The sequence below is a fragment of the Streptomyces sp. NPDC093071 genome, assembly GCF_044754545.1.
Taxonomy (GTDB): Bacteria; Actinomycetota; Actinomycetes; order Streptomycetales; family Streptomycetaceae; genus Streptomyces.
The window spans coordinates 660154-672434 of the sequence record NZ_JBIVPH010000003.1; the positions used below are offsets into that span (position 1 = coordinate 660154).

General features: G+C 73.9%; 11 protein-coding genes. 6 read left to right on the top strand and 5 right to left on the bottom strand.

Annotated features, from left to right (window positions below; genetic code table 11):
- The first annotated feature begins 109 nt into the window (after positions 1-109).
- Positions 110-1117 (top strand): LysR family transcriptional regulator, encoded by a 1008-nt coding sequence (locus tag ACIQD7_RS14340; protein WP_402441794.1) that lies wholly within the window; start codon positions 110-112, stop codon positions 1115-1117.
- Positions 1118-1187: 70 nt separating this feature from the next.
- Here the strand turns inward: ACIQD7_RS14340 and ACIQD7_RS14345 are convergent, their stop codons facing one another.
- From ACIQD7_RS14345 to ACIQD7_RS14360, 4 genes are all read right to left on the bottom strand, one after another.
- Positions 1188-2018, bottom strand: a complete 831-nt coding sequence (locus ACIQD7_RS14345; protein ID WP_402441795.1) for a pectate lyase — start codon at positions 2016-2018, stop codon at positions 1188-1190.
- A gap of 12 nt (positions 2019-2030) precedes the next feature.
- Entirely contained in the window at positions 2031-2882 is an 852-nt protein-coding gene (locus ACIQD7_RS14350) for an EI24 domain-containing protein (RefSeq protein ID WP_402441796.1), read from the bottom strand.
- 226 nt (positions 2883-3108) lie between these two features.
- On the bottom strand, positions 3109-3531 hold the full coding sequence (locus ACIQD7_RS14355; protein WP_121830582.1) for an organic hydroperoxide resistance protein: 423 nt from the start codon (positions 3529-3531) through the stop codon (positions 3109-3111).
- A gap of 72 nt (positions 3532-3603) precedes the next feature.
- The gene (locus ACIQD7_RS14360; RefSeq protein WP_402441797.1) at positions 3604-4617 is read right to left on the bottom strand and encodes an NADP-dependent oxidoreductase; all 1014 of its coding nucleotides are present in this window, start codon (positions 4615-4617) and stop codon (positions 3604-3606) included.
- 105 nt (positions 4618-4722) lie between these two features.
- On the opposite strand from ACIQD7_RS14360, the gene ACIQD7_RS14365 reads away from it, so the two are divergent.
- Entirely contained in the window at positions 4723-5157 is a 435-nt protein-coding gene (locus tag ACIQD7_RS14365) for a MarR family winged helix-turn-helix transcriptional regulator (protein ID WP_402441798.1), read from the top strand.
- A 69-nt stretch (positions 5158-5226) separates the two neighbouring features.
- On the opposite strand, the gene ACIQD7_RS14370 is transcribed toward ACIQD7_RS14365, so the two are convergent.
- Entirely contained in the window at positions 5227-6111 is an 885-nt protein-coding gene (locus tag ACIQD7_RS14370) for a hypothetical protein (protein ID WP_402441799.1), read from the bottom strand.
- Between the two features lie 334 nt (positions 6112-6445).
- Between ACIQD7_RS14370 and ACIQD7_RS14375 the strand changes: the two genes are divergently transcribed.
- From ACIQD7_RS14375 to ACIQD7_RS14390, 4 genes are all read left to right on the top strand, one after another.
- On the top strand, positions 6446-7516 hold the full coding sequence (locus ACIQD7_RS14375; RefSeq protein WP_402441800.1) for a rod shape-determining protein: 1071 nt from the start codon (positions 6446-6448) through the stop codon (positions 7514-7516).
- Between the two features lie 73 nt (positions 7517-7589).
- The gene (locus ACIQD7_RS14380) at positions 7590-9200 is read left to right on the top strand and encodes a GAF domain-containing protein (protein WP_402441801.1); all 1611 of its coding nucleotides are present in this window, start codon (positions 7590-7592) and stop codon (positions 9198-9200) included.
- A 124-nt stretch (positions 9201-9324) separates the two neighbouring features.
- Entirely contained in the window at positions 9325-10509 is a 1185-nt protein-coding gene (locus tag ACIQD7_RS14385) for an MFS transporter (RefSeq protein ID WP_402442349.1), read from the top strand.
- Positions 10510-10772: 263 nt separating this feature from the next.
- Positions 10773-12233 (top strand): acyl-CoA synthetase, encoded by a 1461-nt coding sequence (locus ACIQD7_RS14390; protein WP_402441802.1) that lies wholly within the window; start codon positions 10773-10775, stop codon positions 12231-12233.
- The last annotated feature ends 48 nt before the right edge of the window (positions 12234-12281 follow it).

The window sequence follows — 12281 nt, forward strand, 5'->3', positions numbered from 1 at the left end:
TCGGATCGTCGCGCCGAGTATGGGCGTGGACACGACCAGTCCGGGACATCCCATGCGGCATAAGACGCGGGTTATGGTGCGGCCGCCCGGTGCTGCGTACGCTGCTGAAATGCAGCTGGAGTTGAGGCATCTGGAGGCCGTCTGCCGGATAGCGGAAGCGGGCAGTCTGGGGCGCGCGGCGGTGCGTCTCGGGGTCTCGCAGCCGGCTCTCTCGGCACAGTTGCGGCGGATCGAGCGGGTCGCGGGCGGGGAGCTGTTCCTGCGCGGTCGCAGCGGTGTGGAGCCCACGCCGCTCGGCGAGTTCGTGCTCGCCAAGGCGCGTCTGGTGCTCGGCGAGATGGACGCGCTGGCGGCCGGGGCGCGGGCCGTCGCGCCGGACGCCCCGCTGCGGCTCGGCTGCATCCTGCTCGTCCTGGTGGACCGGCTGATGGAGCGGCTCGAAGAGGTGCTCGTGGGGCGGGAGATCGCGGTCACCGTGGAGCACTCGGTGACCACGCTGACTCGGCAGCTGGGCGCGGGCCGGTACGACGCCGTGCTGTACGGGGAGGTCAACGACCACGAGGTGCCGCTGCCGGAGGGCGTGACGGCCCGGACGCTGGTCCCCAGGGAGCCGTTCTGCGTGCGTCTTTCGGCGGGGCACCCGCTGGCCGCGAAGGAGCGGATCGCGCTCGCGGAGCTGGCGGGCGAGTCCTGGATGACGCTGGTGGAGGACGACGACGGCGGCCCGGAGGCGCTGACGGCGGCGTGCGCGCGGGCCGGGTTCGCCCCGCTGCTCCGGCACCGGGTGGCCGATCGCAAGATGCACTACGACCTGATCGCGGCGGGCCGGGCGATCTCGCTGAGCCAGCCGACGGCGCCGCCGGCCGCGGGGACGGTGCTGCGGCCGCTGGAGGGCGATCCGGTGAACGGGCGGATCCGGCTGGCCTGGAACAGGGCGGCGGTGCCCGCCCGGCACGCGGAGCTGCTGTACCGGGCGGCGGCCGAGGCCTACGTGGCGAACGTGCGGACCAACGCGTTCCACCGGGAGTGGTGGGAGGCCCGGCCGGAGCTGCACCCGGTCCTGGAGGAGGCCCGGGGAGGGCCGGGCGCGTCCGACGGGCTACCGGGTTACGCGTAGGGCTACCGGGCCGCTCGTCGGACTACCGGGGCGTTTGTAGGGCTACCCGGGCGCTTGTAGGGCTACCTGGTCACTCGTAGGAGAGGTCCCCGGCCGAGTAGCGGCAGGTGGTGCCGTCGGGTCCGGCGCCGGTCCTCTTCGGCTCCTTGCCGGTGCTGTTGCCGGTGAAGCGGACGCACGGCTCGATCTTCCTCTTGGCGTCGCCGTGGACGCGTACGTTCCGCAGGGCGGCGGTGTCGCCGTAGTTGGCGTTGACGCCGACGATCGACGTGCCGGGGGCAGTGACGTCGACGTCGTTGAGGATGATCGAGCGGGGGTACTGCTTCTTGCAGTTGCCGCAGGAGCGGACGAGCTTGCCGAAGTCGGAGACCTGGAACCCGGTCACGACCAGTTTGCCCGCGCCGTTGAACTGGAAGACCTTGTCGGAGGCGCCCTTGGCGCCGCCGCCGTGGACCGCGTAGACGGACTTCGGCGAGGTGCCCTTGAAGGTGGCGGCGTCCTCGCCGACGTTCTCCCACCAGACGTTCCGGAGGGTGCAACTGCCCAGGCAGTGGACGCCGTCGGCGGCGGGGGTCCCGAGGATCACGTTCTTGAGGACCGCGCCGTCCTTCAGGACGAAGACCGGCTTCTGGTTCTCGTCCTGGCCGTCCGAGCCGAGGGCGCCGGTGCCGTGAAAGCGCTTGAGGCCGCCGTCGTACGTGCCCGAGACCTCGATGGTGGTGGCGACCGGCTTGCTGCCCGTGGCCCGGGGCCAGGCGCCCGTCGCCGCGCCCGCCGGGGCGAGCAGGGTGCTGGTGACGACGGCGGCGCCGGTGAGGCCGAGGGCGCTCAGTCCGCCGATGAGGGCGCGGCGGCGGCCGGTCCTGCGCTGGTGGCCGGTCCTACGCTGGTGGGAGGTCATCGTGCTCCTTCGTCAGTGGGGGAGGTGGTGCACCCCCTGGTCGCCGCCGGACGGAGGAAGGTTGCCGTCGTGCCGCGGGTTCTCCGGAGAAGCGTCGCCCCGGTCCTCGTCCCGGTCCTCGTCGGAGGTCTCGCCGCGCAGGTCGCGGGCCATCAGGGTGGCGCCGGCGACGGCTCCGGGCATCAGGAACACGGCGACGAAGGGCACGAGGAAGGCGAGGGTCAGCGGAACTCCGAAGCCCAGGACGGCGGTCCGGCGGCCGCGGAGCAGGCTCAGCCGCTCCTTGAACTCGACGCCCCGGCGCTGGAGGGCGACGGAGGTCAGCTCCTCGGTGAGGAAGAAGCCGGAGACGCAGAAGCCGACGACGGGGACGACGGTCTGGCCGACCACCGGGATGAAGCCGCAGGCGAAGAGCAGGATGCCGTAGAACGCGACCCGCAGCAGGATCCGCAGGCTGTCCCGGGCCGAGATCCACAGCTCGCGCCAGAGCGGGAGCCCGGACTCGGGCACCTCGCCGCCCTCGCCGCGGTCGACCGCCTCGGAGAGCGACTCGTAGAAGGGCTGGCCGACGAGGAGGGTGACGGCGGTGAAGGTGATGACGGCGAGGAAGAGGCCGAAGACGAAGACGAGGGCCGTCAGGGTGCCGCGCAGGACGTCGAGCCAGGGCGAGGTCCAGTCGTCGGCGAACGGGGTCGCCCAGGCGGCCAGGTCGTCGGCTCCGTAGCCGAGTCCGACGAGGGCGCCGACGTAGAGGACGAGGGTCACGAGCCCGGGCAACAGCCCGAATCCGAACCACCGCCCGTGCTTGGCCACCCACTTCTGGCCCTTGACCAGGTAACCGAAACCCACCCCGAGATCACGCATGGGGGTCACCCTATCGGGGGCGGTCGGGGGGCCCGGTCGCGGTGGCGGGGGCCCTGGTGCCGGGCCTTCGCTTCCGATGGCGGCGGGGTCCTCGGTGCCGGTCCCGGCGAGGAGCCCGGTTCCGGCGGGACCACGGTTCCGGTGGGGCCTCCGGTGCCGGTGGCGGCGAGGACCGCACCCCGGGCCGGCCGGGGTGCGGTCCTCGTACGACGGTGCGCGTCCGGGGTCAGACCGCGAGTTCCACCGTGATGTTGCCGCGGGTCGCCTTGGAGTACGGGCAGACCTGGTGGGCCTTCTCGATGAGGCTCTTGGCGGTCTCGGCGTCCACGTTCGGGATGGTCGCCGAGATCTTGACGATGATGCCGAAGCCGTCGTCGTTCTTGCCGATGCCGACCTCGGCGGTGACCGTCGAGCCGGAGACGTCGGCGTTCTCGTTGCGGGCGACGACCCCGAGGGCGCCCTGGAAGCAGGCGCTGTAGCCGGCCGCGAAGAGCTGCTCGGGGTTGGTGCCCTCGCCGGAGCCGCCCATGGCCTTGGGCGGGTTGACGACGACGTCGAGCCTGCCGTCGTCGGTGGCGACGCGTCCGTCACGCCCGTTCTCGGCGGTGGCGACCGCGGTGTAGAGGACGTCGGAGTGCTGGATGGACATGCTGGGTACTTCCTTCTGCGGTTCGCCGCGACTCGCGCCCACGATCGCGACGGCTGGGGGAAGCCTAGCGGGTCACACCGTGACGATCATCTTTCCGGTGTTGTCGCCGCGCAGCAGGCCGAGGAAGGCGTCCACGCCGTTCTCGATGCCCTCGGCGAAGGTCTCGCGGTGCTTGAGCTCGCCGGCGGCGAGCCAGCCGCCGACCTCCTGCACGAACTGCTCCTGGAGGTCGTAGTGGTCGCCGACGAGGACGCCCTGGAGGCGCAGCCGCTTGCCGATGATCAGCGCCATGTTGCGCGGGCCGGGGACCGGCTCGGTGTCGTTGTACTGGGCGATCATGCCGCAGATGGTGGCGCGGCCGTGCACGTTGAGCGAGGAGATCGCAGCTTCGAGGTGGTCCCCGCCGACGTTGTCGAAGTAGACGTCGATGCCGTCCGGGGCGGCCTCGCGGAGCTGGTCCCTGACCGGGCCGTTCTTGTAGTTGAAGGCGGCGTCGAAACCGAGCTCCTCGACCAGCCACTTGACCTTCTCGTCGGAGCCGGCCGAGCCGATGACCCGGGAGGCGCCCTTGAGCCGGGCCATCTGGCCGACCTGGCTGCCGACGGCGCCGGCCGCGCCGGAGACGAAGACGGCGTCGCCCTCCTTGAAGGAGGCGACCTCGAAGAGTCCGGCGTAGGCCGTGAGGCCGGTCATGCCGAGCACGCCGAGGTAGGCGGAGAGGGGGGCGAGGTCCGGGTCGACCTTGGTCGCGTGCCGGGCGGGCACGTCGGCGTACTCGCGCCAGCCCAGGCCGTGCAGGACGTGGTCGCCGACGGCGAAGCCCTCGGCGTTCGACGCGACGACCTCGCCGACCGCGCCGCCGTCCATGGGGTGGTCGAGCTTGAACGGCGGGACGTACGACTTCACGTCGTTCATCCGGCCGCGCATGTACGGGTCGACGGAGAAGTGCAGGTTGCGCACGAGGATCCGGCCCTCGGCGGGCTCGGTGACCGGGGTCTCGCGCAGGGCGAAGTCCGCGGGGACGGGCCAGCCGTGGGGACGGGCGACGAGGTGCCACTCGCGGCTGGACGCGGGAAGAGCGGACATGGGCACGGCCTCCAGAAAAGCTTCAGATCAACAAAGGTTCACTGCCTGAAACAACCATGCTCCTTGATATTTCATGTTGTCAAGTATCCGGGTAGGATGGACCCCATGGCCACCTCACGCACGGACCCCCTGACCCTCGAAGTCGTCGAGCTGATCGGCACGGTCGTGGCGCGCTACTACGAGGAGTACGAGCAGGCGGCCGCGCAGCACGCGCTGACCGGCGCCCAGGCCCGGGTCCTCGGCCTGCTCTCGCTCGAACCGCTGCCGATGCGCCGCATCGCCCAGAAGCTGAAGTGCGAGCCGTCCAACATCACCGGGATAGTCGACCGCCTGGAGGGGCGCGGCCTCGTGGAGCGGCGGCCCGCCCCGGACGACCGGCGGGTCAAGCTGGCCGTGCCCACGGAGGAGGGCCGGGCCGTCGCCCGCAGGCTGCGCGAGTCGCTCGACTTCGCGCGCGAGCCGCTCGGCGAGCTGACCGAGGTCGAGCGGGCCCTGCTGCGGGACCTGCTGAAGCGGATGCTGGGCGTGGACCCGGCGTAAGGGGCGGGCCGGGGCCCCGCGGCCGGCCTCGTTCCCGCCCTTCCGCTTCCCACACGCACCACCGGAGGCCTACACGCACCACCAGAGGAAGGGGGTGCAGGTGGGGGTCGGCTCCGGGGACGGGGTGACGCTCGGCGTGGGGGTGGTGGCCGGTGCCGTGGGCTTTCCGGGGTTCCCCGGCCTTCCCGGCTCGGAAGGTGTCGGGCCTCCCTCGGAGGGGGTCACGTCGGGCGAGCCGGAAGGAGGGGCGGGCTCCGTGGCGTCCGGCGACCGCGGCGGAGTGCCGCCGTCGCCCTGACCGGTGGCCGGGCCGGGGCCCGAGCCGGATCCACCGGAGCCGTAGCCGGGCGTGCCGCCGGAGCCGGTGCCCGTTCCCTTGCCCGCCCCCTGTCCCGTACCTCCCGTACCGACGCCCGCGCTCGATCCCGTACCGGTCCCGGCGGTGGAGTCCGCGCCGACCTGGCGGGGGCGGGTGGAGGCGGCGTCCGGCGCGTCCGTCACCGGGGCCGGGCCGGAGCCGTCCGGCGTTCCGGTGCTCTCGACGGGGTCGGGCGGCAGCGGGGTCTCGGTGACCTCCAGCTCCTGGACGGCCGTGGCGACGCCGCCCGGCGGGGCCGGCTCCAGGGCCAGCTTCGCCAGGCTCAGGGTGCCGGCCGCGAGCACCAGTCCGGCCGTCGCCAGCAGGACCGTGCGGCCCCGGCGCGTCCGCGACCGCCTCCCCCGGCGCGCGGAACGGCCCCGCGCGGCGGCGCGGGCGGCCCGGCGGCCTCCGGCGGGCGGGCGGGGCGGCTCGACGACGTCCAGTTCGTAGACGTGCTCGGGCGCGGCGGCCGGGGTCGGCCGGGGAGCGGCGGCGCGGGGGGTCTCATACCGCAGTTCCTCCACGGGGGTCCCGCACCCGGCGCAGGCGAGGGCCCCGTTGAGATGCCGCCGGCACGCGTGGCAGTAGTCCATGGGGCCCGCAGGCTATGCGGCCCGGCACGCCGTCAGATAGGCGCGTACGTGAGGATCCTGTGAGGAAACCGCAGGTCGACGGCGGTGCGTCGTGATTCTCCCGCTTCGGGAAGGATCGCCTCCGGATCCCTGCCGCGTCCCTGCCGGACCTCTTCGGACCCTCCGGAGTCGGACCGCTGCGGACGGTTCCGGAGAAGGCGGCTCACCGTGGAGGGGGCTCCCCGCCCCCCTCCCGGCTCAGCCCAGCGCGCGCCCGGGGGCGGACGGCCGGACGATGCGAAGAGGACCGCGCACCACCTCGCACGTGCCGGCACCGCACTCCGGAGGATCCGCCATGACCGTCAGCCTTGAGCAGCTGCGCCGCTGCCATGTCGCCGTCGACCTGGGTGCCTCCCGCACCCGGGTCTTCGTCAAGGGCGCCGGACTCGTCGTCGACGAGCCGAGCGTCGCCGCCGTCAACGTCCGTACCGGCGCGCTGATCGCCGTGGGCGCGCTCGCCGAGAAGATGACCGGCCGCACCCCCGACTACATCCGGGTCGTGCGCCCGGTCACGGGCGGCACGGTCGTCGACATCGAGATGGCGCAGCGGATGCTCCGTCACCTCCTGGGCGAGAAGCTGCGCCGGCAGCTGCGCCGCAAGCCCCGGCTGCGCGCCGCCGCGTGCACCCCGCACGGCAGCGACCCGCTGGCGCAGCGCGCGGCCGTGGAGACCCTGGTCGGTCTGGGGGCGCGCCGGGTCGAGCTGGTCGACACCCTGATCGCGGCGGCCGTGGGCTGCGGGCTGCCCGTCGAGCAGCCGACCGCGACCATGATCATGGTCTGCGGGGCGGCGACCACGCAGGTCGCGGTGCTCTCGCTGGGCGCGATCGTCACGGCGGAGCGGATGCCGATCGGCGGCGACGCCATCGACCACGCGATCATCCAGCACCTGCGCCACCACCACGAGCTGATGCTGCCGAGCCAGTCGGTGCGGCCGCTGCAACTGGCCCTCAGCGGCAACGGCCTGACGCCCCAGGGCCCGGCCTGGACCGAGATCCACGGCCGGGACGTCGCCACGGGCCTGGCCCGTTCGGTGACCGTCGACACGGCCGCCGTGCGGGAGGCCATCCACACCCCGCTGACGGCGGTCCTCGACGGCATCGGGAAGGTGCTGCGGGACTGCCCGCCGGACCTGGTGGCCGACCTCGCGGACCGGGGGATCATGATGGTCGGCGGCTCCGCCCGGCTGCCGGGTCTCGACCAGATGCTGCGCGAGGCGACCGGGATGCCGGTGCACATCGCCGAACGGCCGGACGTGTGCGCGGTCCTGGGCCTCGGCGCGATGCTGGAGGGCAAGGTCGAGCCGATGGTCCTGGACCCGCTGTCGGTGCGGGACCCCTTCGCCGAGGACGACGAGGAGGAGTGACCCTCCGGCGTACCCGAAACGCTCCGGCGTACCCGAAACGCCGAAAAGGCCCCGTTCATACGACAATGGGACCATGACGCTCATGGATGAGGACAGGGGCGAGGGCTCCTCCGGAGGCCCGGACGCGGAACCGCCCCGTCTTCCCCTGCTGCTCGAAGCGGTCCTCAGCGTCGGTACGGACCTCGAACTGCGCGCCACGCTCCAGCACATCGTGGACTCCGCCACCGAGCTGATCGGCGCCCGCTACGGCGCGCTCGGGGTCGTCGACCCCGAGCGCCGGCGGCTCACCGAGCTCTTCACCGCCGGCATGACGGAGGAGGAGCGGCGGCGCGTCGGCCGCCTCCCCGACGGCGTCACCGGCCTGACCGACCTCCCCGACGGCACCACCGGCCTGACGGGTCTCCTCGTCGAGGACCCCCGGCCGCTGCGGCTCGACGACCTGACGGCCGATCCGCGCTCCTCCGGCGTGCCCGAGGGGCATCCGGAGACGCACGGTTTCCTGGGCGTCCCGATCCGGGTCCACACCGAGGTCTTCGGCAACCTCTACCTCACCGAGAAGCGCGCGGGCCGCTTCACCGAGGAGGACCTCGCCCTGCTCCGGGTCCTCGCCTCGCAGGCCGGGATCGCCATCGGCAACGCCCGTCTGTACGAGACGGCCCGGCAGCGGGAGCGCTGGATCGAGGGCGCGGCCGCGGTGACCACGGCCCTGCTCACCGGCGCGTCCGCCGAGAACGCCCTGACGACCGTCGCCGAGCGGGCCCGCGTCCTGGCCGGCGCCTCGGCCGGGGTGGTCCTCCAGCCCACCGCCGAGGGCGGGATGGAGATCGTCGCCGCCTCGACGCAGGACGACCCGGGGGACCTGATCGGGACGACGATCGCGCCCGGCTCCCCCGTCCTCGTCCAGCTCCTGGGCGGGGAGCCCGTCTTCGTCGAGGACTCGGCGACCGACCCGCGGATGACCACCCACGTCCGGTCCCGTTTCGGCCCGTCGATGATGCTGCCGCTGCGGAGCGGCGGGAAGCTCATCGGCACCCTCGCCCTCCCCCGGCGGCGCGGCGGCCCGCCGTACTCGGCGGTGGACAAGCTGCTCGCCTCGCAGTTCGCCTCCCAGGCGGCGCTCGCGCTCGTCCTCGCGGACGCGCGCCACGACCGGGAGCGGCTGGCGGTGTACGAGGACCGGGACCGGATCGCCCGGGACCTGCACGACCTGGTCGTCCAGCGCCTGTTCGCCACGGAGATGATGCTGGAGTCGACCCGGCGGCGGGCGGCGGCCTCCTCCTGCTCTTCCTCCTCCTCGGACCCCTCCGAGGAGAGCGTGCTGCTGGGCCGGGCGGTGGACGAGCTGGACTCCACGATCCAGGAGGTCCGCACGGCCATCTTCGCGCTCCAGCAGCCGCCGGCGGACGCGCCGACGACCTTCCGGGGGCGGGTGCTGCGCGAGACCGGCGGAGCGGCGGTCCTGCTCGGCTTCCAGCCGTCCGTGCACTTCTCCGGCGCGGTCGACGCCCTCGTCGACGGGGAGACGGAGGGAAGGCTGCTCGGCGTCCTGCGCGGGGCGCTCGCGGCGGCGCACCGACGGTCCGGGATCGGGGCGATCACCGTCCGGGTGACGGCCGGGGACGGGGGCGTCCGGCTGCGGATCGAGGACGACGGGACCCCGCCGACCGTGGTGACCTGGCCGTGAGGCGCGTACGGGGACTTCCCCGTACGGAGCAGTCCGGCGCGCCGTGCCCCCGGCCGGGATCTTGACTGGAGGCGTGGACACCGACACCAAGCCCCCGACCGCAGCGGCCTACCGCAACCTGGTGATGGCCACCATCGGCTTCACGCTCACCTTCTGGGCGTGGAACCTGATCGCACCGCTCGCGAGCTGGTACGGCGACCGGCTCGGCCTCAGCTCCTTCCAGCAGTCGCTGCTCGTCGCGGTGCCGGTCCTGGTCGGCTCGATCGGCCGCGTCCCGGCCGGCGCGCTGACGGACCGGTACGGGGCGAAGACGATGTTCCCGCTGTTCGCGGCGCTGACGATCGTCCCCGTGCTGCTCCTGACCGTGGTCAAGGACAGCTACGGCCTGATGCTGGTCGTCGGCTTCCTCCTGGGCCTGGGCGGCACCACGTTCGCGATCGGCATCCCGCTGGTCAACTCCTGGTTCCCGCCCGCCAAGCGCGGTCTGGCGCTCGGGGTGTTCGGCATGGGCATGGGCGGCGTGGCGCTCTCCGGCTACTTCACGCCCCGGATCGCGAAGCACGGCGAGAACCTGCCGTTCCTCGTGGTGGCGATCGCGCTCGCCGTGTACGCGGTGCTCGCCTTCTTCCTCATCACCGACCGGCCCGACCGGCCCGTGCCCACCGCCTCGCTCGCGACCCGGCTGGGCTCGGCGGCGCGGCTGCGGGTGACGTGGGAGCTGTCGGCGCTGTACGCGATCGGCTTCGGCGGCATCGTCGCGTTCGGCGTGTACCTGCCGACGTACCTGAAGACCTGGTACGAGCTGGACCCGACGGACGCGGGCACCAAGGCGGCCGGTTTCGCCCTGGTCACCGTCGTCTTCCGGCCGATCGGCGGCTGGCTCTCGGACCGGTTCCACCCGGCGCTCGTGACGGCCGCCGCGCTGGGCACGGCCGCCCTGTTCGCGATCGTCCAGGCCTTCGACCCGCCGCTGTACCCGGGCGGCACGATCGCCCTCCTGGTGATGGCGGCCGGGCTCGGCACGTCGAGCGGCTCGGTCTTCGCGCTGGTCTCCCAGGTCACCCCGCAGGCCAAGGTCGGCAGCGTGACCGGCATCGTCGGCGCGATGGGCGGCCTGGGCGGCTTCCTGCCGCCGCTGGTGATGGGCGCGATCTACAGCGCCAAGGACTCGTACGCGATCGGGTTCATGCTCCTCTCCGACCTGGCGCTCGCGGGCTGTGTGTACGCGTACGGGCGGATGCGCGGGATCCGGCCGGGCGGCGAGGAGCCGGAGCCCGAGCCGGCGAGGACGGCGGCGGGCCGCTCCTGAAGCCGCCGCGAAGCGACCCCGAAGTGCTCCCGCCGCCGAAGCGCTCCCGGCGGCGGGCCGCTCCTGAGGGGCCCGGCGGCCGTCCTCCCTGGGCCCCGGCGGCCGGTCGTCCCTGAGGGGGTGTCGGGGAAACCTCTGAGACGGCGTCGGGGAAACCTCGGGGGAAGGTCGGGGCGAGCGCCCGGGAAAGCCTTCGGCGCGCGGGCAGAATTCCTCCGGTGACCCTGGCGAGACCCCTCGCCCCGACCCGAGGAGGACGACCGGTGAGCGCACTCTTTCCCGCCGTCGCTGCCCGTTCCGACCGGCCCGCGCTGCGCTGCGGCGCGGACGCGCTGACGTACGGGGAGCTGGCGCGGACCGCCGGCGCCCTGGCCGCCCGGCTCGACGGCCTGGAGCGGGTCGCCGTCTGGGCGACGCCGGACGCGCGCACGGCGGTCGCGGTGGTCGCCGCCCTCCTCGCGGGCGTCCCCGCCGTGCCGCTCAATCCGCGCACGGGCGAGCGGGAGCTGGCGCACATCCTCGGGGACAGCGCGCCCGGCGCGGTGCTCGCGGGCCCCGGGGACGCGCTGCCCGCGGGGCTCGCGGCGCTCCCCCGGATCGACGTGGAGCTCGACGCCCCGGACCCCCTCCCGGAGGGCGGGGAGAGAGAGGTCGACCCCGAGTCCCCGGCCCTGATCGTCTACACCTCCGGAACCACGGGCCCGCCGAAGGGCGTCCTGCTCTCCCGCCGGGCGGTCGCCGCCTCGCTGGACGCGCTGGCCGAGGCCTGGGCGTGGACGTCCGACGACGTCCTCGTGCACGCGCTGCCGCTGTTCCACGTGCACGGGCTCGTCCTCGGGATCCTGGGCCCGCTGCGGCGGGGCGGCGAGGTGCGGCACCTGAGCGCGTTCTCGGTGGAGGGCGTGGCGCGGGAGCTGGGCGCCGGGGGCGGCACGGTGCTGTTCGGGGTGCCGACCATGTACCACCGGCTCGCGGACGCGCTCTCCGGCGACGAGGGGCTGGTCCGGGCGCTGGCCGGGGCGCGGCTGCTCGTCTCGGGCTCGGCGGCGCTGCCGGTCCACGACCACGAGCGGATCGCGGCGGCGACGGGCCGGACGGTCGTGGAGCGGTACGGGATGACCGAGACCCTGATGAACACCAGCGTGCGGCCGGGCGGGGAGCCCCGGCCGGGGACGGTCGGGACGCCGCTGCCGGGCGTGGACCTGCGGCTCGTGGACGAGGACGGCTCGGTGCTCGGCGCGCGGGACGGGGAGACGGTCGGGGAGGTGCAGGTACGCGGTCCGAACCTGTTCTCCGGCTATCTGAACCGGCCGGAGGCGACGGCGGCGGCCTTCGACGGGGACTGGTTCCGCACCGGCGACATGGCGGTGCGGGAGACCGACGGGACGGTGCGTCTGGTGGGGCGCCGGGCGACCGACCTGATCAAGAGCGGCGGCTACAAGATCGGGGCGGGCGAGATCGAGAACGCGCTCCTGGACCATCCGGGGGTGCGGGAGGCGGCCGTCACCGGCGAGCCCGATCCGGACCTGGGCGAGCGGATCGTGGCCTGGGTGGTGCCCTCGGACGCTTCGGCGCCCCCGGAGGGGGCCGAGCTCGCGGACCACGTGGCCGGGCTGCTCGCCCCGCACAAGCGGCCCCGGACGGTGCGCTATCTGGAGGCGCTTCCCCGCAACGACATGGGGAAGATCCTGAAGAAGGCGCTGTCCGCGGCGGGGTCGGGGTGAGCGGAGGAGGGCCGGGCCCCCGCGCGGGGGCCCGGCCCGGTGTTCCGT